The following is a 21,607-nucleotide window of genomic DNA, read 5'->3' as shown; positions in this document are numbered from 1 at the left end:
AAGCCTTTGCGCGGCCGATCATGCAACGCCCGGGTACAGCCACAGCTACCGTCGGCATCGACGCGAACACGTGCTCCGCGCCTGAAGAACGGGTAAACCCGAATTTCGGCAACTCCGACAAGCTCGACAATCAGTGTACTGATCGACTGGGGTCAGATCCATTTCATCCGGACAAGGAGCCTCACGATGTTCCCCAAGAACGCCTGGTACGTCGCCTGCACGAGCGAAGAGGTCAGCGACAAGCCGCTGGGCCGCAAGGTCTGCAACGAATCGATCGTCTTCTACCGCGATGCGGACGGCCGCGTCGCCGCGCTGGAGGACTTCTGCCCCCACCGCGGCGCCCCGCTGTCGCTCGGGCGCGTGGTCGACGGCAAGCTGGTGTGCGGCTACCACGGGCTCGAGATGGGCTGCGACGGCAAGACGGTGGCAATGCCCGGCCAGCGCGTGCGCGGCTTCCCGCCGATCCGCAGCTTCCCGCTGATCGAGCGCTATGGCTTCGTCTGGATCTGGCCCGGCGACGCCGAGCAGGCCGACGCCGCGAAGCTGCCTCACCTCGCCTGGGCCGAGAGCAGCGAGTGGGCCTATGGCGGCGGCCTGTATCACATCCAGTGCGACTACCGCCTGATGGTCGACAACCTGATGGACCTCACGCACGAGACCTACGTGCATGCGAGCAGCATCGGCCAGAAGGAGATCGACGAGACCCCGGTCGCGACACGCGTCGAAGGCGACGAGGTCATCACCAGCCGCATGATGGAGAACATTTCCGCCCCGCCGTTCTGGCGCATGGCCCTGCGCGGCAACGGCCTGGCCGACGACGTGCCGGTGGACCGCTGGCAGATCTGCCGCTTCACGCCGCCGAGCCATGTGCTGATCGAGGTCGGCGTGGCGCATGCCGGCAAGGGCGGCTATTCGGCCGACGCGGCCCACAAGGCATCGAGCATCGTCGTCGACTTCATCACGCCGGAGACCGACACCTCGATCTGGTACTTCTGGGGCATGGCGCGCAACTTCCGGCCCGAAGACAAGGCGCTGACCGAGAGCATTCGCGAAGGCCAGGGCCAGATCTTCAGCGAAGACCTGCAGATGCTGGAGCAGCAGCAGCGCAACCTTCTGGCGCATCCCGCGCGGGCGCTGCTCAAGCTCAACATCGATGCAGGTGGCGTGCAATCGCGCCGCGTGATCGAGCGACTCATCGCGCAGGAGCAGGCGACGACGCCCACCGCTTCGGCGGCCGCATGAACCCGACGCGACGACATCCATGACCGAGACCTCGGAATTCACCGTGCGCGTCGCGCGCAAGACGCCGGAGGCGATCGACATCTGTACCTTCGAGCTCGTTCGCACCGATGGCCAGAGCTTGCCGGCGTTCTCGGCCGGATCGCACATCGACGTGCACCTGCCCTCGGGCCTGACGCGGCAGTACTCGCTGTGCAACGACGCCACCGAAAGCCACCGCTACCTGATCGGTGTGCTGCGCGACCCGGCCTCGCGCGGGGGCTCGCGCGCCATGCACGACGAGATCGAGGAAGGCATGACGTTGCGCATCAGTGCGCCGAAGAACCACTTCCCGATCGCGAGCGATGCGTCGCACAGCCTCCTTCTCGCGGGCGGGATCGGCGTGACACCCCTCCTCTGCATGGCCGAACGCATGGCCCCCATCGGTCATCCCTTCGAGATGCACTACTGCACCCGATCGCCCGAGCGCACCGCCTTTCGCCAGCGCATCGCCGATGCAGCCTTCGCCCCGCAGGTCACCCTGCATTTCGACGACGGCGCGGTCGAACAGAAGCTGGCCATCGAGCAGGTCCTGCGCGCCAGGCCCGACCGGACGCACCTGTATGTGTGCGGCCCCAAGGGGTTCATGGACTGGGTCCTGGCCAGCGCCCGCGCCGCGGGCTGGCCCGAAACGCGACTGCACTTCGAGTTCTTTGGCGGGAACGTTGCACCCTCGGCCACGGACGGCGCTTTCGATGTCCAGATCGCCAGCTCGGGCCGTGTGATCCGCATCCCTGCCGATCGCACCGTCGTGCAGGCCCTCGGCGATGCGGGCGTGGAGGTCCAGGTGTCGTGCGAACAGGGCGTGTGCGGGACCTGCCTCACGCGCGTGCTCCAGGGCGAGCCCGATCACAAGGACCTGTATCTCACGCCCGAAGAGCAGGCGGCCAACGACCAGTTCACCCCGTGCTGCTCGCGCGCGCGCTCGAAGCTGCTGGTGCTGGACCTGTAGCGCACAGGCCCGGAGCGGGACCGCCGTGCCGACGTGGCAGTGGGAGAGAATCGCTCGGCTTCTTCTTCGCCATCGCCGGTCCAATGCGCATGCCACACCCGCCGCACGATCCCTCCCTCATCGACCTCCACGACCAGCCGGGCCATCTGATACGGCGTGCGCACCAGATCTCGGTCTCGGTGTTCCTGGACGTCGTGGGCCGCGAGGTCACGCCGATCCAGTACGCCGTGCTGAAGGTGCTCGGCGAGAAGCCGGGCATTGATCAGCTCACCCTCGCCCAGGAAGTGGCCATCGACACTTCGTCGTGCGCCGACATTGCGGCGCGGCTGGAAGCCAAGGGATGGATTTCGCGCAGCGTCGGCGTGCGGGGACGGCGGCGTCTCGAGTTGACGACGGCAGGCGAGGCGCTGCTCGACAGCCTGAAGTCGCCCATCCAGACTTTGCAGACCACGCTGCTCCATGGCCTCAGTCCCCAAGAGAGCGCGGAACTGCTGAACTTGTTGCGCAAATTCGTCGGGCACAACAACGAGCGAAGCCGGGCGCCGCTGCGCCGTGGCGCATCGAAGGCGATCGTCGGCACGGCGCCGAAATGAAAAAAGGCCAAGTCGCTCATCGAACAACCTGGCCTTTCGAAAATGGTGGAGCTGGGGGGATTTGAACCCCCGTCCGCAAGCCTTCTTCGCACAGATCTACATGTTTAGCGGTCTGATTTGGATCTCGCTTCCGGAGTCGCGCAGTCGCACGCTAAACCGGACGCCAGTGCCCTATTTTCTCGTCCCGACCCAAGGCACCCGGATCGAAACCAGCCCATGTAATTATCCTTGCAGCCGGGAGGTGTCAGATTGCTCCTTCACCCCCTTGCCCAGCCCATCGGCCAACTGTTGCAAGGCTCACTGGCAATTAAGCAGCGAGTGCGAAACGTTCGTCGTTTGCAGTTAGTTTGTTTGAATCTGTTTTACGAGCGCATTCAGCTCGACATGCACCGCTGCGATTCCGAACCCACGTCGAAACCAGTGCAGCCCCAAGCTCATCATTTTAGGCCGTATTCAGCCATTGCAAGAGCGCTACCGGAGAATCAATCGCACCATCGGCCTGCCAGCGCGTCGCGTCTGCCTGCGCGCCCATGTAGCCGTAGGTGGCGGCGACGGTGCGCATGCCCGCGGCGCGGCCCGCGATGATGTCACGCTCGTCGTCGCCGACGTAGACACAGCGCGCCGGGTCGAGGTCGAGGCGGCGGGCCGCTTCGAACAGAGGCTCGGGGTGCGGCTTGGAAAACGGTGTGGTGTCGCCGCTGACCACGGCACCGGCGCTCGAGAACGCCTCGATCGATCGCACCAGCGGCTCGGTGAAGCGTTTTGACTTGTTGGTCACAATGCCCCATGCGAGCCGCTGGGTCTGCAAAGAGCCGATCAACTCGGCCACACCCTCGAAAACATGCGTGTTCAGCAACATGCGCGCTTCATAGTTCTGGAAGAACTCTTCGCGCAGCGCGGCGAAGTCCGGCATGTCGGGCGTGATGCCGAAAGCGATGCCGAGCATGCCGCGGGCACCGGCACCGGCCATGGGCCGATACTGCGCCAACGGCAAGCAGGGCAAGCCCCGATCGACACGCATCTTGTCGGCCGCCGCACCCAGTTCGGGCGCGCTGTCGACCAAAGTGCCGTCGAGATCGAACAGCACCGCCTCGATGGAAACGGCAGCCATCAGCCGGGCTTCCTGGTGGCGAACATGTAGTTGACGCTGGTGTCCGCGCTGAGCCAGTAGCGGCGGGTCAGCGGGTTGTGTTCGAGACCGCGCGTGTGGCGCAGATCCAGATCGGCGGCGCGGCAGTAGGCGGCGAGTTCGCTGGGACGGATCAGCTTCTGGTACTCATGCGTCCCGCGGGGAAGCATGCCGAGCACGTACTCCGCCCCGACGATGGCCAGCATGAAGGCCTTGGCATTCCGGTTGATGGTCGAGAAGAACACCCAGCCGCCCGGTTTGACCAGGTCGGCGCAAGCCTTGACGACCGACGCAGGCTCGGGGACGTGTTCGAGCATTTCCATGCAGGTGACCACGTCGAAGCTGGCTGGCTGTTCTGCCGCCAGCGCCTCGACGCTGACCTTGCGGTACTTCACGTTCGGCGTCGACGCCTCGAGCGCATGCAGTTGCGCCACCTTCAACGCCTTGTCCGCCAGATCGATGCCCAGGACGTCGGCCCCCTTGCGCGCCATGGAATCCGCCAGGATGCCGCCGCCGCATCCGACGTCGAGGGCGCGCAGCCCCGCCAGCGGCACCAGGCCGTCGATCCACTCCAGGCGAAGCGGATTGATCTCATGCAGGGGCCTGAATTCGCTGTCGAGGTCCCACCAGCGGTGGGCCAGCTCGGAAAACTTGGCGAGTTCCGCCGGATCGGCGTTCACGTGTTCTGTCATGGAAGTCATTATCGAAGAGCCCATAAAAAAACCCCGCCGAAGCGGGGTTCTTGTCGAAGATTCTTACGAATCAACGGTTGGCGCGGGTACCAACAACTTCGATTTCCACGCGGCGGTTCTTGGCGCGGCCTTCGGCGGTCTTGTTGTCCGCCACAGGTTGCTTCTCGCCCTTGCCTTCGGTGTAGACGCGATTGCGTTCGATACCCTTGGTCACCAGGTAGGCCTTGACTGCTTCTGCACGGCGAACCGACAGGCGCTGGTTGTAGGCGTCCGAACCGACCGAGTCGGTGTGACCGACGGCGATGATGACTTCGAGGTTCACGTCACGGATCTTCGACACGAGGTCGTCGAGCTTGGCGCGGCCTTCAGGCTTCAGAACCGACTTGTCGAAGTCGAAGAAAGCGTCAGCGGCAAAGGTGACCTTCGAAGCAGCGGGCGGTGCCGGCGGGGCGACCGGAGCAACCGGGGTGCTCGGCGTTGCGACCGTCGCGGGTGCGGCGGGAACCAGGGCGCCATCGCAACCCTTGGCAGCCGTTGCAGGCGTCCAGTTGGCATCGCGCCAGCACAGTTCGTTCGTGCCGTTCTTCCAGACGAGTTCGCCGGTGCCGTTTTGCCAGTTGTCAATGACGGGACCGCCATTTGCTGCGGTGACACGGGTCTGCGCGCCGGCGGCAGTGGCGAGCGCAGCGACTGCAAACATCATCGCCACTTTATTCAGTTTCTTCATGGTTCTCCTCTTGGGGAAAAAGCCGCAGCCGCGCTGCGAATCAAGGACGCTTTAAGTGACCACCACCCAAAACGTTGAGGCGATTGTGCCATAGGGTCTTTGACAAACAGCCCCGCACCGGCGTACGAAGCGTAGGACGGCGGCGGAATAGCCGCCTTGTGTTGCTGCGGTACGACACCGCCAGGGGCGTAAAATTTCGGTCCTTGCTGTCCGCCTGCTGCCCATGACCTCGTTCGCCAAAGAAACACTTCCCATCAGCCTCGAAGAGGAAATGCGTCGCAGCTATCTCGACTACGCCATGAGCGTGATCGTAGGTCGCGCACTCCCCGACGCCCGAGACGGCCTGAAGCCGGTGCATCGCCGCGTGCTCTTCGCGATGCACGAACTCAACAACGACTGGAACCGGCCATACAAGAAGTCGGCGCGTATCGTCGGCGACGTCATCGGCAAGTACCACCCGCACGGCGACCAGTCGGTGTACGACACGATCGTGCGGCTGGCACAGAACTTCTCGATGCGCCACATGCTGGTCGATGGCCAGGGCAATTTCGGCTCGGTCGACGGCGATATGGCGGCGGCGATGCGCTATACCGAAATTCGGCTGTCGAAAATCGCGCACGAAATGCTGGGCGATATCGACAAGGAAACCGTCGACTTTCAGGACAATTACGACGGCTCGGAAAAAGAACCGGCCGTGCTGCCCAGCAAATTGCCGAATTTGCTGGTCAATGGCTCCGGCGGCATCGCCGTCGGCATGGCCACCAATATCCCGCCGCACAACCTGAACGAGGTGGTCGACGCCTGTCTGCATTTGCTGCGGGCCCCGGACGCCAGCATCGACGAGTTGATGGAGATCATCCCGGCGCCCGACTTCCCCACCGCCGGCATCATCTACGGCATCAACGGCATCAAGGATGGCTACCGCACCGGCCGTGGCAAGGTGGTGATGCGCGCCAAGTGCCACTTCGAGGACATCGACCGCGGCCAGCGCCAGGCGATCATCGTCGACGAGTTGCCCTACCAGGTCAACAAGAAGACGCTGCAGGAGCGCATGGCCGAACTGGTGCACGAGAAGAAGATCGAGGGCATCAGCCACATCCAGGACGAGTCCGACAAGTCGGGCATGCGCCTGGTGATCGAACTCAAGCGCGGCGAAGTGCCCGAGGTGGTGCTCAACAACCTGTACAAGCAGACCCAGCTGCAGGACACCTTCGGCATCAACATGGTGGCGCTGATCGACGGCCAACCCAAGCTGTGCAACCTGAAGGACCTGATCCAGGTCTTCCTGCAGCACCGGCGCGAAGTCGTCACCCGCCGCACCGTGTTCACGCTGCGCAAGGCGCGCGAACGCGGCCACGTGCTCGAAGGCCTGGCCGTGGCGCTGGCCAACATCGACGACTTCATCGCGATCATCCGCAATGCGCCGACGCCGCCGGTCGCCAAGGCCGAGCTGATGAGCAAGCCGTGGGACAGCAAGCTGGTGCGAGAAATGCTCACCCGCACCCGCGCCGATGGCGGCGTGATCAATGCCGACGACTACCGCCCCGATGGCCTGGAGCGCGAATTCGGCATGGGCGGCGACGGGCTGTATCGCCTGTCGGAGACACAGGCCCAGGAAATCCTGCAGATGCGCCTGCAGCGCCTGACCGGCCTGGAACAGGACAAGATCGTCGCCGAGTACAAAGAGGTGATGGCCGAGATCGACGACCTGCTCGACATCCTGGCCCGACCGGAGCGCGTGTCGACCATCATCGGCGACGAACTTGCCGTCATCAAGCAGGAATTCGGTCAGACCAAGCTGGGCGCGCGCCGCAGCCAGGTCGAGCACAGTGCCTTCGACCTGTCGACCGAAGACCTGATCACGCCGACCGACATGGTCGTGACACTCTCGCACAGCGGCTATATCAAGAGCCAGCCGCTGGGCGAATACCGTGCGCAGAAGCGCGGCGGGCGCGGCAAGCAGGCGACGGCGACCAAGGAAGACGACTGGATCGACCAGCTCTTCATCGCCAACACGCACGACTACATCCTGTGCTTCTCCAACCGCGGCCGGCTCTACTGGCTGAAGGTGTGGGAAGTACCCGCCGGCTCGCGGGGTTCGCGAGGCCGACCGATCGTCAACATGTTCCCCCTGCAGGAAGGCGAAAAGATCAACGTCGTGCTGGCGTTGACCGGCGACAAGCGCACCTTCCCGTCCGACCAGTACATCTTCATGGCGACCTCCATGGGCACGGTCAAGAAGACCGCGCTCGACGAGTTCAACAACCCGCGCAAGGGCGGCATCATCGCGGTCAACCTCGACGACGGCGACTACCTCATCGGCGCGGCACTGACCGACGGGAAGCACGACGTGATGCTGTTCAGCGACGGCGGCAAGGCGGTGCGTTTCGACGAGGAAGACGTGCGGCCGCTGGGCCGCAATGCCCGCGGCGTGCGCGGCATGTCGCTCGAGGCGGGCCAGGGCGTCATTGCGATGCTGGTGGCCGAAGACGAACAGCAAAGCGTCCTGACCGCCACCGAGAACGGTTACGGAAAGCGCACAAGCATTACCGAGTACACCCGTCACGGCCGGGGAACCAAAGGCATGATTGCCATTCAACAGAGTGAGCGCAACGGCAAGGTCGTCGCGGCGACGCTGGTGCATGCCGACGACGAGATCATGCTGATCACCGACAAGGGTGTGCTGGTGCGCACCCGGGTCGCCGAAATTCGTGAACTCGGTCGAGCCACCCAGGGCGTCACGCTCATCGGCCTGGACGAAGGCGCCAAACTCAGCGGACTGCAGCGCATCGTCGAAAACGATGCCAACGTCGAGAACGACGCCGGCAGCGACGACACTTCCACATCTTCAACGGAGAATCCTCAGTGAAAAATTTCAAGCTTGCGGTCCTGACGGTCGCACTGGCAACCAGTTCGATCGCCATGGCCCAAGACAAGGCCGCGCTCGTCAAGCAGTTGCTCGACGTCCAGCGTCCGGCCGTCGAAGGCATGGCGCGCCTGCTGGTCAACGACTCGGTGGCCCCCATCCTGCAGGCCGGCAGCGAATACCTGCAGACCCAGGTGCCGGCCGAGAAGCGCGAAGCGCTCGGCAAGGCCGCCGAAGCCGAAGTGCAGAAGTACGTCCAGGAAGCCTTCCCGATCGTGCGCGACAAGGCGATCCAGCTGGCACCGACCACCGTCGGCCCGCTGCTGGAGCAGAACTTCAACGAAGACGAACTCAAGCAGCTCGTCGCCTGGCTCAGCTCGCCGCTGAACAAGAAGTTCTCGGACCTGAACCCGCAGCTGGGCAATGCGCTGACCCAGAAGCTGGTGGCCGATGTGCGTCCCACGATCGACCCCAAGCTTCAGGCCCTCAACGTGAGCGTGGCCAAGGCCCTGGGCGCTCCGACCAACGGCCAGCCGCCTGCGGCACAGCAACCGGCCAAGCCAGCGGCCAAAGCGCCCGCCAAGAAGTGACGCACGCGCCGGTGGGCGCCCGCCCGTACAACTTTTCCGCCGGCCCCGCGGCCATGCCCGAAGCCGTGCTCCAGCGCGCGGCCGCCGAAATGCTCGACTGGCATGGCAGCGGCATGGGCGTGATGGAAATGAGCCACCGCGGCAAGGAATTCGGCGCCATCGCCACCAAGGCCGAAGCCGACCTGCGCACGCTGCTCGCCATTCCCGCCAATTTCCACATCCTGTTCATGCAGGGTGGCGGCCTGGGCGAGAACGCCATCGTGCCGATGAACCTGTCGCGCGGCACGGTCGCCGACTTCGTCATCACCGGCAGCTGGAGCGTCAAGTCGCAAAAGGAAGCGCAGCGCTACTGCGACGCGCGCATCGTCGCGAGCAATGCCGACGGCCAACACACGCGATTGCCGGAGCCGTCGACTTGGCAGCTGACGCCCGGCGCCTCGTACGTGCACCTGTGCACCAACGAGACGATCAACGGCATCGAATTCCAGGAGCTTCCCGATCTGGCGGCCCTCGGCAGCGACGCCCCGCTGGTGATCGACTTCTCCTCCCACGTGGCGTCGCGTTCCGTGGACTGGCGCCGTGTCGGCCTGGCCTTCGGCGGCGCGCAGAAGAACCTCGGCCCCGCCGGCCTGACCATCGTCGTGGTGCGCGACGACCTCCTGGGCCGCGCCCTCGAGATCTGCCCGAGCGCCTTCAACTACAAGACGGTCGCCGACAACCAGTCGATGTACAACACGCCGCCGACCTGGGGCATCTACGTGGCCGGTCTGACCTTCGACTGGCTGCTGCAGCAGCGCGAGGGCGAGCTGACCGGCGTGGCCGCGATGGAGCAGCGCAACATCGCCAAGGCGGCACTGCTCTACGGCTTCATCGACGGCTCGTCCTTCTACGAGAACCGCATCGACCCGGCCTGCCGTTCGCGAATGAACGTGCCGTTCTTCCTGCGCGACGAGCGCCGCAACGAGGCCTTCCTGACCGGCGCACGCGATGCCGGTCTGCTGCAGCTCAAGGGCCACAAGTCCGTGGGCGGCATGCGCGCCAGCATCTACAACGCCATGCCGCTCGAGGGGGTTCAGGCGTTGGTGGCCTACATGCGAGAATTCGAGCGGTCGCAGGCCTGAGGCCTGCCCGTTTTCTTCTCGCACGATGTCCCAGACCCCTTCCTCGCCCGCGGCGCCCGAAAACTCCGCCAGCCTCGCCGATCTGCGTGTGCAGATCGACGCACTCGACCAGCGCCTGCTCGACCTCCTGAACCAGCGCGCGCACGTCGCCGAACAGGTCGGCGAAGTCAAGAAACGCGAAGGCACGCCCTTCTTCCGCCCGGACCGCGTGGCGCAGGTGATCGAGAAGATGCAGGGCAGCAACCCGGGCCCGCTCAAGAGCCTGCACGTCGCGGCCATCTGGCGCGAGATCATGTCGGCCTGCCTGGCGCTCGAATCACCCCAGCGGGTCGCGGTGCTCGGCCCCGAAGGCACCTTCTGCGAAGCCGCAGCCGTCGAATATTTCGGCGGCGCGGCCGACCTGATCTATTGCGCGAGCTTCGACGAAGTCTTCCATGCGACGGCGGCCGGCAGCGCCCAGTACGGCGTGGTGGGGGTCGAGAACTCGACCGAAGGCGTCGTCACCCGGTCGCTCGACCTCTTCCTGCATTCCCCGACCCACGTGGTGGGCGAGGTGAGCCTGTTGGTTCGCCACCACCTGCTGCGCAAGGAAAATGCGCTGGGCGGCATCGAGGCCGTGCTCGCGCATCCGCAGGCGCTGGCCCAGTGCCAGACCTGGCTGTCCAAACACCTGCCCCACGCCGAACGCCGCGCCGTCTCGAGCAATGCCGAAGGCGCCCGCCTCGCTGCCGAGAACCCGGCCTGGGCCGCGCTGGCGGGCGAGCGCGCCGCCACCCGTTTCGGGCTGCACATCGTGGCGCACGCCGTCCAGGACGATTCGTACAACCGCACCCGCTTCGCCATCATCTGCCTGCCGCAGACGCTGGCGATGCCGCCGGCCTCGGGCCGTGACTGCACCAGCCTGGTCGTGTCGGTCCCGAACCGACCCGGCGCCGTGCACGACCTGCTGATGCCGCTGAAGGCCAACAAGGTGTCGATGACGCGCTTCGAATCGCGCCCGGCCCGCACCGGCCAGTGGGAATACTACTTCTACATCGACCTCGACGGCCACCCATCGCAGCCCAACGTGGCGGCGGCGCTGGAGGAACTGCGCGGCCTGTGCGCCTTCTACAAGGTGCTGGGCGCCTACCCGGTCACGTCCTGAGAGGCTCGCGGATGTTCGAGCAACTCGGTCTGATCGGCTGCGGCCTCATGGGCGGTTCGTTTGCGCTGGCGCTCAAGCGCGCCAAGCTGGTCAAGCGCGTCGTCGGCTACAGCAAGTCGCCTTCCACCACGGACCGTGCGCGCCAGCTGGGTGTGATCGACGTGGCTGCCCCCTCGGCGCTGCTGGCGGTGTCCGGTGCCGACCTGGTGCTGGTCGCCGTGCCGGTCGCCGCCTCCGAAGCGACCTTCAAGGCGATCCGCCACGGTGTGTCGTCCGACACACTGGTGATGGACGTCGGCTCCACCAAGGGCGACGTGATCGAAGCGGCACGCCGTGGCCTGCAGACGCAGTTCGCCAGCTTCGTGCCGGCCCATCCGATCGCCGGCAAGGAAGTCGCCGGCGTCGAGCACGCCGAAGCCTCGCTGTTCGACGGCCGTCAGGTGATCCTGACCCCGACCAAGACCACGCTGCGTTCCAACGTGCAGCGCGCCACGCAGCTCTGGACCGCCATCGGTGCCCAGGTGCTCACCATGACGCCGCAGGAGCACGACAGCGCTTTCGCGGCCGTGAGCCACCTGCCGCATCTGCTGGCCTTCGCCTTCATCAACGGCATCGCCGAACAGCCCGACGGCGCACGCCTGCTCGAGCGCGGTGGCACCGGCTTTCGCGACTTCAGCCGCATCGCCGCCAGCGACCCCGCCGTGTGGCGCGACATCCTGCTGGCCAACCGCGAACAGGTGCTGCTGCAATCGCAAGCCTTTCGCAAGACGCTGATGCAGTTCGAGGCGCTGCTCGCTGCCGGCGATGCGCAGGCCCTCGAGGAAGCGATCGAGGCGGCGCGCCGCACCCGTTCGCAGTGGCGTTCGCCTGGCAACTGATCCATGTTCTCGACCGCTTTTCTCGACCTTCCCCCTTTTGTCGCAGCTGCGGGCACCGTGCGCCTGCCGGGCTCCAAGAGCATTTCCAACCGCGTGCTGCTGCTGGCCGCGCTGGCCGAGGGCACGACCACGGTTCACGACCTGCTCGACTCCGACGACACCCGCGTGATGCTCGACGCCTTGCGCGCGCTGGGCTGCGGCGTCGAGTTGTCGGGCAGCACCGTGCGCATCCACGGGCTGAACGGCAAGCTGCAGACGCCGCAGGCCACGCTGTTCCTCGGCAATGCCGGCACCGCGATGCGGCCCCTGACCGCGGCGCTGTCGCTGCTGGGCGGTGATTTCGAACTCAGCGGCGTGCCCCGCATGCACGAGCGCCCCATCGGCGACCTGGTCGATGCGCTCACGCAGCTCGGCTGCCAGATCGACTACCTCGGCAACCCAGGCTACCCGCCGCTGCGCATCCACCCGGTCGCGCCCGCGAACCTGACGCTCGATGCGCCGATCCGCGTGCGCGGCGATGTCTCGAGCCAGTTCCTGACGGCATTGCTGCTGGCCCTGCCGCTGGTGGCCGCGCGCAACATCACCATCGACGTCATCGGCGAGTTGATCTCCAAGCCCTACATCGAGATCACGCTGAACCTGCTGGCGCGCTTCGGCATCGTCGTGCAGCGCGATGGCTGGCAGCGCTTCACGATTGCAGCAGGCAGCCGCTACCGCTCGCCGGGCGAGATCCATGTCGAGGCCGATGCCTCGTCGGCCAGCTATTTCATCGCGCTCGGCGCCCTGGCGGCCACCGGCGGCGCGCTGCGCATCGAGGGCGTCGGGGCCGACTCGATCCAGGGCGACATCCGTTTCATCGAGGCCGCGCGCCAGATGGGCGCAATGGTCGAGAGCGGCCCGAACTGGCTGCAGGTCGCGCGCGGCGCCTGGCCGCTGAAGGCCATCGACCTGGACGCCAACCACATCCCCGATGCCGCCATGACGCTGGCCGTGATGGCGCTCCATGCCGACGGCCCCAGCACGCTGCGCAACATCGCCAGCTGGCGCGTGAAGGAAACCGACCGTATCGATGCGATGGCCGCCGAGCTGCGCAAGCTCGGCGCCACCGTCGAGGACGGGCCGGATTTCATCCGGGTGCATCCGCTCGCTGCCGCCGACTGGCGTGCCGCCCGCATCAAGACCTACGACGACCATCGCGTGGCGATGTGCTTTTCGCTCGCCGCCTTCAACCCGGCCGGCCTGCCGGTGCGCATCCTCGATCCGCACTGTGTCGCCAAGACCTTTCCGGACTACTTCGAGACGCTGTTCACCGTCATCGACGTGCCCGAGGTCCCGGTCATCTGCATCGACGGGCCGACCGCGTCCGGAAAGGGCACGCTCGCCGTCGAGGTGGCCCACGAGTTGGGCTACCACTACCTCGATTCCGGCTCGCTCTACCGCGTGACCGGCCTGGCCACCCGCCGCAAGGGGCTCGAACCCGAGCCAGCCCACGAGGCCGAGATCGCCGCGCTGGCGGAAGCGCTGCCCCTGCAGTTCGTCAAGGGCAAGGTGCTGCTGGACGGCGAGGACGTGAGCGACGCCATCCGCACCGAAGCCGCCGGCATGGATGCCTCGCGCGTCTCGGCCCTGCCCGCCGTCCGCGCGGCCCTGCTGTCGCTGCAGAAGCGCTTCCGCCGCCTGCCCGGCCTGGTGGCCGACGGTCGCGACATGGGCACCGTGATCTTCCCGCAGGCCCCCCTCAAGGTCTTCCTGACGGCCAGCGCCGCCCAGCGCGCCGAACGGCGGCATAAGCAGTTGATTTCAAAGGGGATTTCAACTACACTCGACAGTCTTCGCGCCGACCTGGAAGCTCGCGATGCCCGGGACTCTTCCCGCAGCGTCGCCCCTCTGAAACCAGCGCAAGACGCCCGCCGCCTGGACAACTCCCAACTCTCGATCGCGCAATCGGTCGAGCAGGTGTTGAACTGGTGGCAGGAAACACAGCCTTTCAAGTCCTCTTGATCGGTGTTTCAGTCCGGCCAAGTCCCCGCCGCGCGACAGCGCATCGGCTTGCCGGTTTTCGCAACCCAACCGGGCCCCAAGCCCACAACCGCCGTCTCCAGACCCAAGCCAGTTGCAATGGTGCAGCTGCGAACCCTGCGTGACGGAAGGAAAAATCAATGTCCGAATCTTTTGCCGACCTGTTCGAAGAGTCCCTGAAGCGTTCTGAAATGCGCACCGGTGAAGTCATCACCGCTGAAGTCGTGCGCGTCGAGCACAACCACGTCGTCGTGAACGCCGGCCTCAAGTCCGAAGCGTACGTGCCGATCGAGGAGTTCAAGAACGACAAGGGCGAACTCGAAGTCCAGGCCGGCGATTTCGTTTCCGTGGCCATCGGTTCCGTCGAGAACGGCTACGGTGACACCATCCTCTCGCGCGACACCGCCAAGCGTCTGGCCTCGTGGCTTGCGCTCGAGAAGGCGCTGGAATCCGGCGAGTTCGTCACCGGCACCACCAGCGGCAAGGTCAAGGGCGGCCTCACGGTCCTGGTCAACGGCATCCGTGCGTTCCTGCCGGGTTCGCTGATTGACACGCGTCCGATCAAGGACCTGACCCCGTACGAGAACAAGACCCTGGAATTCAAGGTCATCAAGCTCGACCGCAAGCGCAACAACGTCGTGCTGTCGCGCCGTGCCGTGGTCGAAGCCAGCATGGGCGAAGAACGCGCCAAGCTGATGGAAACCCTGAAGGAAGGCGCTGTTGTCCGTGGCGTGGTCAAGAACATCACCGAATACGGTGCGTTCGTGGACCTCGGCGGCATCGACGGTCTGCTGCACATCACCGACATGGCCTGGCGCCGTGTTCGCCACCCGAGCGAAGTCGTTCAGGCCGGCCAGGAAATCACCGCCAAGATCCTCAAGTTCGACACCGAAAAGAACCGTGTCTCGCTGGGTCTGAAGCAAATGGGTGACGACCCATGGATGGGCGTTTCGCGCCGCTACCCGCAATCGACCCGCCTGTTCGGCAAGGTCACGAACATCGCCGACTACGGCGCGTTCGTCGAACTCGAACCGGGCATCGAAGGCCTGGTGCACGTCTCCGAAATGGACTGGACCAACAAGAACATCGCGCCGAACAAGATCGTCTCGCTCGGCGACGAAGTCGAAGTCATGGTTCTGGAAATCGACGAAGACAAGCGCCGCATCAGCCTGGGCATGAAGCAGTGCAAGGCCAACCCGTGGCAGGAGTTCGCGCAGAACACCAAGCGCGGCGACCGCGTCAAGGGCCCGATCAAGTCGATCACCGACTTCGGCGTGTTCGTGGGTCTGGCTGCCGGCATCGACGGCCTGGTTCACCTGTCGGACCTGTCGTGGAACGAAACCGGCGAAGCCGCCGTGCGCAACTTCAAGAAGGGCCAGGAAGTCGAGGCGCTGGTGCTGGCAGTCGACGTCGACCGCGAACGCATCAGCCTGGGCATCAAGCAACTCGACAGCGATCCGTTCACGACGTTCACGACCGTGAACGACAAGGGCCAGATCGTCACCGGCAAGGTCAAGACGGTGGACGCCAAGGGCGCTGAGATCGACCTCGGCGAAGACATCATCGGCTACCTGCGTGCTTCGGAAATCTCGCGCGACCGCGTCGAAGATGCCCGCAACGTGCTCAAGGAAGGCGACGAAGTCACGGCCGTGGTGGTGAATGTGGATCGCAAGACCCGCAACATCCAGCTGTCGATCAAGCAGAAGGACATGGTCGACGAACAAGGCGCCATGGCCAACCTGAGCCAGCAGTCGGCACGCGAGAACGCGGGCACGACGAGCCTGGGCGCCCTGCTGCGCGCCAAGCTCGACAACAACGACAGCAAGTAAGCTGCGTCCGCAAGACAGAGCCGACCGCAAGGTCGCTCTGTCTTTTTTTTCGCCTCCGTTTTGTTCGGCACATGACACGCTCAGACCTCGTTGAAGAACTCGCGGCCCGCTTTTCGCAGCTGACGCACCGCGACGCCGAGTACGCCGTCAAGACGATCCTCGACGCGATGAGCGACGCGCTGGTGCGCGGCCATCGCATCGAGATCCGCGGTTTCGGCAGCTTCTCGGTCAACCGCCGGCCGCCGCGCATCGGACGCAACCCGCGTTCGGGCGAAAGCGTGCAGATTCCGGAGAAGCGCGTGCCGCACTTCAAGCCGGGCAAGGCGCTGCGCGAAGCGGTGGATGCACGCACCGCGGAAATGGACGCCGCTGAACGCAAGCCGTCCGCGCCGTCAGCTCAACCGTAGAATCGGCGAGCCCAAGGGGACGCTGATGAAATACCTCCTGTGGCTGCTCAAGGCAGCCATTTTTTTTACCCTCTTTGCCTTCGCGCTGAACAACCAGCACGACGCCACCGTCTACTTCTTCTTCGGCACCTCGTGGCGCGCGCCCCTGGTGCTGGTGGTGCTGGCCGCCTTCGCGGGCGGACTGGTTGTAGGCGCGCTCGGCATGCTGCCGGGCTGGTGGAAGCACCGGGCCGCGGCACAGCGTCCGGCCGAGCCGCCGCCCGCCACGCCCGCCGTGACCGCGCCGGCGGTACCGAACACCCTGCCGACCGACCTTCCCGCCGTGCGTCAACATGGACTTTGATTTCAGCTGGCTGCTTTTCAGCTTGCCCCTGGCCTTCGTGCTGGGCTGGCTCGCCTCGCGCTTCGACCTGCGCCAACTGAAGCTCGAGAACCGGCAGGCGCCGAAAGCCTACTTCCGCGGACTCAACTTCCTGCTCAACGAGCAGCAGGACCAGGCCATCGATGCGTTCATCGAGGCGGTGCAGAACGACCCCGACACGCAGGAGCTGCACTTCGCGCTCGGCAACCTGTTCCGCCGCCGCGGCGAGTACCAGCGGGCCGTGCGGGTGCACGAGCACCTGCTGGGACGGGGTGACCTGTCCCGCGTCGACCGCGAGCGGGCACAGCATGCGCTCGCGCAGGATTTCCTTCGCGCCGGCCTGCTCGACCGCGCCGAGGCCGCCTTGCAGAAGTTGGAGGGAACGCGCTACCAGAACGAGGCGCGCCTGGCCCTGCTCGCCATCTACGAGCGCTCGCGCGAATGGGCACAAGCCGCCGACGTGGCCGCGAAGCTCGACGATGCGGAGCAGGCGAGCTACGCCACCCGCCGCGCGCACCACCTGTGCGAACAGGCCGCCGAACAGTTCGGCAAGGGCGACGCCGCCGCGGCCGAGGCGTTGCTGCACCAGGCGAGCGCGACCGCCCCCGACGCACCGCGCCCGGCCATCGACATGGCCAACCTGCAACTGCGCCAGGGCGACGCGCGGGCCGCATTCGAAACATTGCTGGCACTGAGCGAGCGGGCACCGCTGGCGCTGCCGCTCTATGCGGCGACCCTGCAGCAGGCCGCTGTCGCCGCCCAGCGCAGTGGCGAGGCACTGTCGCTGCTGCAGCGCCGCTATGCGGCGTTGCCTTCGGTCGACGTGCTCGAGGCCATCATCGCGCTGGGCGGCAACGTGCCGCTGCCCGACGGGCTGGCCGACGACGACGCACCACCGACGCCGCGTGACGGCTACATCGCGCATCTGGCGCACCAGCCCTCGCTGATCGCCGCCTCGCGCTGGCTGGCCGGCGAAACCTTCGCGGACGAGCAGTACCACCCCCAGGTGCAGCGCGCCCTCGACCAGGCCGCACGTCCGCTGATGCGCTACCGCTGCGCCGCCTGCGGCTTCGAGGCGCACCAGCACTTCTGGCACTGCCCGGGCTGCCAGGCCTGGGACAGCTACCCGCCGCGGCGCGTCGAAGAACTCTGAGTCGGCGAACGTGAGGCCAGGATTTGCGCGGGACAACGCGAATTCCTGCCTTGATCTTCGCGGAGACGGCCCTCTAAGCTCCCTGCCGCGCGCGGTAAGAACGCACCACGCGCCGTGTGTTATCCATCCACAAACTCAGGGAGAGTGTCATGTTCAAGAAGATTCTGGCCGTCTCGGCCATGCTGTTCGCCGTCGCCGCTTTCGCGGCGGTCGACGTCAACAAGGGCAGCGCGGCCGACCTCGACGGTCTCAAGGGCGTCGGCCCGGCCATGTCCAAGCGCATCCTCGATGCGCGCCAGAAAGGCGAGTTCAAGGACTGGGGCGACCTCATGGAACGCGTCAAGGGCGTGAAGGCAAAGACGGCTGCCAAGCTTTCTGCTGAAGGCCTGACGGTCAACGGCAAGACTTTCACGGCACCGGCGGCAGTGCCCAAGGGACCGGCGGCCAAGACGGCTGCAGCCCCTGCCAAGTAAGCGCAGACGCGCCTCTCGATCCAGGCCGCCCACGGGCGGCCTTTTCGTTGTGAGGCACGCCTGGGGAAAGGCCCCTCCAGGTGGCCCGATATTTGCACGTATGCTCGCTTCGCATTTTCTTCCTCATCCTGGAGAGCTCATGAATCACAAGTTCGCCCGTGCCGCCATCGCAGCGGTCGCCGCCCTCACCTTCGGCAGCATCGCCTTTGCGCAAACCAAGTGGGACCTGCCGACGGCCTACCCGGCGACCAACTACCACACCGAGAACATTGCCCAGTTCGCCAAGGACGTGGACGCCGCCACGGGTGGCAAGGTGAAGATCACCGTGCACGCGAACGCATCGCTCTTCAAGGCACCGGAAATCAAGCGCGCCGTGCAGAGCGGCCAGGCCCAGGCCGGCGAAATCCTCCTGGCCAACTTCGCCAACGAGAACCCGATCTATGCGCTCGACGGCGTGCCCTTCCTGGCCACGACCTACCCCGAAGCCATGAAGCTGTACACGGCCTCCAAGCCGGCCCTGGAAAAGCTGCTGGCCGCGCAAGGCATCAAGGTGCTGTTCATGGTGCCGTGGGCGCCGCAGGGCATCTATTCGAAGAAGGAAATCGGCTCGGTGGCCGATCTGCGCGGCATCAAGTGGCGCGCCTACAGCCCGGCCACGGCCAAGATCGCCGAACTGATCGGCGCGCAGCCCGTGCAGATCCAGCAGGCCGAGCTGAGCGCCGCCATGGCGACCGGCGTGATCGAGAGCTACATGAGCTCGGGTTCGACCGGCTACGACACCAAGACCTACGAAAGCCTCAAGAACTTCTACGACACGCAGGCGTGGATCCCGAAGAACGCGATCCTGGTCAACGCCAAGTCCTTCGACGCACTCGACGCGCCGACCAAGGCCGCCGTGCTCAAGGCCGCGGCCGATGCGGAAGCCCGCGGCTGGAAGGTTGCCGAAGAAAAGAACGCCGAGTACAAAAAGCTGTTGACCGAACGCGGCATGAAGATCCACAAGCCGTCGGCCAAGCTCGACGCCGACATGCGCCAGGTGGGCGGCATCATGCAGGCCGACTGGCTCAAGGCCGCCGGTGCGGATGGCGCAGCGATCGTCGACGCTTACAAGAAAAAGTAAACGATGCGCCGATTCCTCGATCGTCTGTACGACGGTGCAGGCGCGCTCGGTGCGTTCTGCGTGTTCCTGATCTTCGTGCTGATGATCCTGGCCGGCGTCGGCCGCCAGATGAACTGGCATGTGAGCGGGCTCAATGACGTGGTGGCCTGGCTCTGCGCCGCCGCGGCCTTCCTGGCGATGGCGCATGCCTTCCGCCACGGCGACTTCGTGCGGGTCACGTTGCTGCTCGACGCCGTGCCGCTCAAGGTGCGTCGCGTGCTCGACGTCATCTGCCTGCTGATCGCCTCCGTGTCGGTGGCCTACCTCACCTATGCGGCCACCAGCTTCACCTGGGAGAGCTACGAGTTCGCCGAGATGGCGACTGGCCTGGTGGTCATCCCGATCTGGATCCCGCAGGCGACCTTCGTGGTCGGCTGCTGGCTGCTGCTGATCGCGATGGTCGACGAACTGGTGGGCGTGGTGCGCGGCGAGAAGCCCAGCTACCAGCGCGCCATCGAAGAACGGCATGCCGCCGGCGACTTTTCCTCCGACGTCTGACACAGCACCATGATCGAAACTCTCCTGATGGGCGCGCTGCTGCTCGTCATCATGCTGGTGCTGCTGGCAGGCGGCGTCTGGATCGCGATGACGCTGGCCATCGTGGGCTGGGTCGGCCAGGCCTTCTTCACCAGCACGCTGCCCGCCAAGAACCTGTTCTCTTCCTTCTGGGAAAGCAATGCGAGCTGGGAACTGGCGGCGCTGCCACTCTTCATCTGGATGGGCGAGATCCTGTTCCGCACCAAGCTCAGCGAAGAGATGTTTGAAGGCCTGCGCCCCTGGCTCAACCGCGTGCCGGGCCGGCTGATGCACACCACGATCATCGGCTGCGGCGTGTTCGGTTCGGTCTCGGGCTCCTCGGCCGCGACCTGCGCGACCATCGCCAAGGTCGCACTGCCCGAACTCAAGCGCCGCGGCTACGACGAGAAGCTGGCGATCGGCTCGCTCGCCACGGCCGGCACGCTGGGCATCCTGATCCCGCCGTCGATCACGATGGTGGTCTACGCGGTGGCGGCCGACGCGTCGATCATCCGCATCTTCCTGGCCGGCTTCCTGCCGGGCTTTCTGCTGATGCTGCTGTTCTCGGGCTACATCGCCTGGTGGAGCCTGCGCAATCCTGACAAAGTGCCGCCGGCCGATCCGCCGACCAGCTTCAGGGAGAAGATCCGCCTGTCGGGCAACCTGATCCCGTGCGCGCTGCTGATCGTCTTCATCGTCTGGGTGCTGGTCGCGGGCTGGGCCACGGCCACCGAGTGCGCGGCCTTCGGCGTGCTGGGTTCGCTGGCCATCGCCGCCTACGGCAAGAGCCTGACCTGGAAGAACTTCAAGGACGCGCTGATGGGCGCCACGCGCACCAGCTGCATGATCATGTTCATCCTGGCGGGCGCGGCCTTCCTCACCAAGACCATGGCCTTCACCGGCATCCCGCGTGAACTGGCCGAATGGGTCGACAGCATGCACCTGTCGCCCTATGCGCTGATCGGCGCGCTGGTGGTGGTGTACCTGGTGCTCGGCACCGCGCTCGACGGCATCTCGATGATCGTGCTGACCAGTGCCGTGGTGCTGCCGATGATCCAGAAGGCCGGCTTCGACCTGGTCTGGTTCGGCATCTTCATCGTGCTGCTGGTCGAGATCGCCGAGGTCACCCCGCCGGTGGGCTTCAACCTGTTCGTTCTGCAGAACATGACAGGCAAGGACAGCAACGTGATCGCCAAGGCGGCGATCCCGTTCTTCTTCTGCCTGGTGGTGTGCATCGCGCTCATCACCATCTTCCCGAGCATCGTCACGAGCCTGCCCGACCTGATGATGGGCAGTGAAAAGTAGCGTCGCGATAATCGCGGCATGCTTTTGAACGTCATTTCCATCTGTATCGGCGCATCGCTGGGCGCCCTCGGTCGCTGGGGCCTCGGCCTGTGGCTGGGCGCCGGGCTGATGGCCTGGGGCACCCTCGCAGCGAATCTCGTCGGCGGCTACCTGATCGGCGTCTCGGTTGCGCTCTTCCAGGCGATGCCGGGGCTCGACCCGGTCTGGCGCCTGGCCATCATCACCGGCTTCCTGGGCGGGCTCACCACCTTCTCGAGCTTCTCCCTCGAGGTGGTCACGATGATGATGGAAGGCCGCGCCGGCGTGGCCGCCCTGACCGCCCTCACCCACCTGGCGGGTTCCTTCATGCTGACCTGGCTCGGCTTTCGCAGTATCCAGTGGCTCTCGGCCTGAGGGCGGACACGCGCCCGATGGC

21 protein-coding genes and 1 other RNA gene are annotated in these 21,607 nt (G+C 65.6%); 18 read left to right on the top strand and 4 right to left on the bottom strand.

Annotation, left to right across the window (positions count from 1 at the left end):
- Nucleotides 1-186: 186 nt before the first annotated feature.
- The 3 genes from ACSFA2_RS07960 (at nt 187) to ACSFA2_RS07950 (ending at nt 2,823) form a co-directional block, all read left to right on the top strand.
- Complete coding sequence (locus ACSFA2_RS07960) at nt 187-1,242, top strand: aromatic ring-hydroxylating dioxygenase subunit alpha (RefSeq protein ID WP_435454764.1); 1,056 nt, start codon at nt 187-189, stop codon at nt 1,240-1,242.
- Between the two features lie 19 nt (nt 1,243-1,261).
- The gene (locus ACSFA2_RS07955; protein ID WP_435454763.1) at nt 1,262-2,230 is read left to right on the top strand and encodes a PDR/VanB family oxidoreductase; all 969 of its coding nucleotides are present in this window, start codon (nt 1,262-1,264) and stop codon (nt 2,228-2,230) included.
- Nucleotides 2,231-2,319: 89 nt separating this feature from the next.
- On the top strand, nt 2,320-2,823 hold the full coding sequence (locus tag ACSFA2_RS07950) for a MarR family winged helix-turn-helix transcriptional regulator (RefSeq protein WP_435455003.1): 504 nt from the start codon (nt 2,320-2,322) through the stop codon (nt 2,821-2,823).
- 43 nt (nt 2,824-2,866) lie between these two features.
- Here the strand turns inward: ACSFA2_RS07950 and ssrA are convergent.
- The 4 genes from ssrA to ompA all read right to left on the bottom strand — a co-directional run bounded on the left by ssrA (nt 2,867) and on the right by ompA (nt 5,371).
- Nucleotides 2,867-3,253, bottom strand: a transfer-messenger RNA (tmRNA) gene (ssrA, locus tag ACSFA2_RS07945).
- A gap of 12 nt (nt 3,254-3,265) precedes the next feature.
- Nucleotides 3,266-3,934, bottom strand: coding sequence for a phosphoglycolate phosphatase (gene gph, locus ACSFA2_RS07940; protein ID WP_435454762.1), 669 nt, complete (start codon nt 3,932-3,934; stop codon nt 3,266-3,268).
- Nucleotides 3,934-4,644, bottom strand: coding sequence for a bifunctional 2-polyprenyl-6-hydroxyphenol methylase/3-demethylubiquinol 3-O-methyltransferase UbiG (gene ubiG, locus ACSFA2_RS07935; RefSeq protein WP_435454761.1), 711 nt, complete (start codon nt 4,642-4,644; stop codon nt 3,934-3,936). The genes gph and ubiG overlap by 1 nt, the downstream gene beginning before the upstream one ends.
- Nucleotides 4,645-4,714: 70 nt before the next feature.
- Nucleotides 4,715-5,371, bottom strand: coding sequence for an outer membrane protein OmpA (gene ompA / locus ACSFA2_RS07930; protein WP_286648677.1), 657 nt, complete (start codon nt 5,369-5,371; stop codon nt 4,715-4,717).
- 223 nt (nt 5,372-5,594) lie between these two features.
- Between ompA and gyrA the strand changes: the two genes are divergently transcribed.
- The 15 genes from gyrA to crcB all read left to right on the top strand — a co-directional run bounded on the left by gyrA (nt 5,595) and on the right by crcB (nt 21,585).
- Nucleotides 5,595-8,240, top strand: a complete 2,646-nt coding sequence (gene gyrA / locus ACSFA2_RS07925; RefSeq protein WP_435454760.1) for a DNA gyrase subunit A — start codon at nt 5,595-5,597, stop codon at nt 8,238-8,240.
- Nucleotides 8,237-8,827 (top strand): DUF2059 domain-containing protein, encoded by a 591-nt coding sequence (locus ACSFA2_RS07920; protein WP_435454759.1) that lies wholly within the window; start codon nt 8,237-8,239, stop codon nt 8,825-8,827. The genes gyrA and ACSFA2_RS07920 overlap by 4 nt, the downstream gene beginning before the upstream one ends.
- A gap of 53 nt (nt 8,828-8,880) precedes the next feature.
- Nucleotides 8,881-9,948, top strand: coding sequence for a 3-phosphoserine/phosphohydroxythreonine transaminase (gene serC / locus ACSFA2_RS07915; RefSeq protein WP_435455002.1), 1,068 nt, complete (start codon nt 8,881-8,883; stop codon nt 9,946-9,948).
- Between the two features lie 25 nt (nt 9,949-9,973).
- Nucleotides 9,974-11,092 (top strand): prephenate dehydratase, encoded by a 1,119-nt coding sequence (gene pheA, locus ACSFA2_RS07910; RefSeq protein WP_435454758.1) that lies wholly within the window; start codon nt 9,974-9,976, stop codon nt 11,090-11,092.
- A gap of 11 nt (nt 11,093-11,103) precedes the next feature.
- Nucleotides 11,104-11,970, top strand: coding sequence for a prephenate dehydrogenase (locus ACSFA2_RS07905; protein WP_435454757.1), 867 nt, complete (start codon nt 11,104-11,106; stop codon nt 11,968-11,970).
- Nucleotides 11,971-11,973: 3 nt separating this feature from the next.
- Nucleotides 11,974-13,971, top strand: a complete 1,998-nt coding sequence (locus ACSFA2_RS07900; protein ID WP_435454756.1) for a bifunctional 3-phosphoshikimate 1-carboxyvinyltransferase/cytidylate kinase — start codon at nt 11,974-11,976, stop codon at nt 13,969-13,971.
- Nucleotides 13,972-14,129: 158 nt separating this feature from the next.
- The gene (rpsA, locus tag ACSFA2_RS07895; RefSeq protein WP_435454755.1) at nt 14,130-15,818 is read left to right on the top strand and encodes a 30S ribosomal protein S1; all 1,689 of its coding nucleotides are present in this window, start codon (nt 14,130-14,132) and stop codon (nt 15,816-15,818) included.
- A 71-nt stretch (nt 15,819-15,889) separates the two neighbouring features.
- The gene (locus ACSFA2_RS07890) at nt 15,890-16,225 is read left to right on the top strand and encodes an integration host factor subunit beta (RefSeq protein WP_435454754.1); all 336 of its coding nucleotides are present in this window, start codon (nt 15,890-15,892) and stop codon (nt 16,223-16,225) included.
- 25 nt (nt 16,226-16,250) lie between these two features.
- Nucleotides 16,251-16,568 (top strand): LapA family protein, encoded by a 318-nt coding sequence (locus ACSFA2_RS07885; protein ID WP_435454753.1) that lies wholly within the window; start codon nt 16,251-16,253, stop codon nt 16,566-16,568.
- A complete protein-coding gene (gene lapB / locus ACSFA2_RS07880) occupies nt 16,558-17,739 on the top strand; it encodes a lipopolysaccharide assembly protein LapB (protein ID WP_435454752.1) in 1,182 nt (393 codons plus the stop codon). The genes ACSFA2_RS07885 and lapB overlap by 11 nt, the downstream gene beginning before the upstream one ends.
- Nucleotides 17,740-17,888: 149 nt before the next feature.
- A complete protein-coding gene (locus ACSFA2_RS07875) occupies nt 17,889-18,212 on the top strand; it encodes a ComEA family DNA-binding protein (protein WP_435454751.1) in 324 nt (107 codons plus the stop codon).
- 139 nt (nt 18,213-18,351) lie between these two features.
- Nucleotides 18,352-19,332, top strand: coding sequence for a TRAP transporter substrate-binding protein (locus ACSFA2_RS07870; protein WP_435454750.1), 981 nt, complete (start codon nt 18,352-18,354; stop codon nt 19,330-19,332).
- Nucleotides 19,333-19,335: 3 nt separating this feature from the next.
- Complete coding sequence (locus ACSFA2_RS07865) at nt 19,336-19,869, top strand: TRAP transporter small permease (protein WP_435454749.1); 534 nt, start codon at nt 19,336-19,338, stop codon at nt 19,867-19,869.
- Nucleotides 19,870-19,878: 9 nt separating this feature from the next.
- On the top strand, nt 19,879-21,192 hold the full coding sequence (locus ACSFA2_RS07860; RefSeq protein WP_435454748.1) for a TRAP transporter large permease: 1,314 nt from the start codon (nt 19,879-19,881) through the stop codon (nt 21,190-21,192).
- Nucleotides 21,193-21,210: 18 nt separating this feature from the next.
- Nucleotides 21,211-21,585, top strand: coding sequence for a fluoride efflux transporter CrcB (gene crcB, locus ACSFA2_RS07855; protein ID WP_435454747.1), 375 nt, complete (start codon nt 21,211-21,213; stop codon nt 21,583-21,585).
- Nucleotides 21,586-21,607: the final 22 nt, after the last annotated feature.

The sequence above is a fragment of the Variovorax cryoconiti genome (assembly GCF_051216395.1).
Taxonomy (GTDB): Bacteria; Pseudomonadota; Gammaproteobacteria; order Burkholderiales; family Burkholderiaceae_C; genus Variovorax.
The sequence above is the reverse complement of the archived record's forward strand: the minus strand, read 5'-3'. Positions and strand labels throughout refer to the sequence as shown.

Excerpts from the sequence above, each read along its gene's own strand:
- ACSFA2_RS07960 (WP_435454764.1), top strand. The coding sequence starts at position 187 with ATGTTCCCCAAGAACGCCTGGTACGTCGCCTGCACGAGCGAAGAGGTC.
- ACSFA2_RS07955 (WP_435454763.1), top strand. The coding sequence starts at position 1,262 with ATGACCGAGACCTCGGAATTCACCGTGCGCGTCGCGCGCAAGACGCCG.
- ACSFA2_RS07950 (WP_435455003.1), top strand. The coding sequence starts at position 2,320 with ATGCCACACCCGCCGCACGATCCCTCCCTCATCGACCTCCACGACCAG.
- gph (WP_435454762.1), bottom strand. The coding sequence starts at position 3,934 with ATGGCTGCCGTTTCCATCGAGGCGGTGCTGTTCGATCTCGACGGCACT.
- ubiG (WP_435454761.1), bottom strand. The coding sequence starts at position 4,644 with ATGACAGAACACGTGAACGCCGATCCGGCGGAACTCGCCAAGTTTTCC.
- ompA (WP_286648677.1), bottom strand. The coding sequence starts at position 5,371 with ATGAAGAAACTGAATAAAGTGGCGATGATGTTTGCAGTCGCTGCGCTC.
- gyrA (WP_435454760.1), top strand. The coding sequence starts at position 5,595 with ATGACCTCGTTCGCCAAAGAAACACTTCCCATCAGCCTCGAAGAGGAA.
- serC (WP_435455002.1), top strand. The coding sequence starts at position 8,881 with ATGCCCGAAGCCGTGCTCCAGCGCGCGGCCGCCGAAATGCTCGACTGG.
- pheA (WP_435454758.1), top strand. The coding sequence starts at position 9,974 with ATGTCCCAGACCCCTTCCTCGCCCGCGGCGCCCGAAAACTCCGCCAGC.
- ACSFA2_RS07905 (WP_435454757.1), top strand. The coding sequence starts at position 11,104 with ATGTTCGAGCAACTCGGTCTGATCGGCTGCGGCCTCATGGGCGGTTCG.
- ACSFA2_RS07900 (WP_435454756.1), top strand. The coding sequence starts at position 11,974 with ATGTTCTCGACCGCTTTTCTCGACCTTCCCCCTTTTGTCGCAGCTGCG.
- rpsA (WP_435454755.1), top strand. The coding sequence starts at position 14,130 with ATGTCCGAATCTTTTGCCGACCTGTTCGAAGAGTCCCTGAAGCGTTCT.
- ACSFA2_RS07890 (WP_435454754.1), top strand. The coding sequence starts at position 15,890 with ATGACACGCTCAGACCTCGTTGAAGAACTCGCGGCCCGCTTTTCGCAG.
- ACSFA2_RS07885 (WP_435454753.1), top strand. The coding sequence starts at position 16,251 with ATGAAATACCTCCTGTGGCTGCTCAAGGCAGCCATTTTTTTTACCCTC.
- lapB (WP_435454752.1), top strand. The coding sequence starts at position 16,558 with ATGGACTTTGATTTCAGCTGGCTGCTTTTCAGCTTGCCCCTGGCCTTC.
- ACSFA2_RS07875 (WP_435454751.1), top strand. The coding sequence starts at position 17,889 with ATGTTCAAGAAGATTCTGGCCGTCTCGGCCATGCTGTTCGCCGTCGCC.
- ACSFA2_RS07870 (WP_435454750.1), top strand. The coding sequence starts at position 18,352 with ATGAATCACAAGTTCGCCCGTGCCGCCATCGCAGCGGTCGCCGCCCTC.
- ACSFA2_RS07865 (WP_435454749.1), top strand. The coding sequence starts at position 19,336 with ATGCGCCGATTCCTCGATCGTCTGTACGACGGTGCAGGCGCGCTCGGT.
- ACSFA2_RS07860 (WP_435454748.1), top strand. The coding sequence starts at position 19,879 with ATGATCGAAACTCTCCTGATGGGCGCGCTGCTGCTCGTCATCATGCTG.
- crcB (WP_435454747.1), top strand. The coding sequence starts at position 21,211 with ATGCTTTTGAACGTCATTTCCATCTGTATCGGCGCATCGCTGGGCGCC.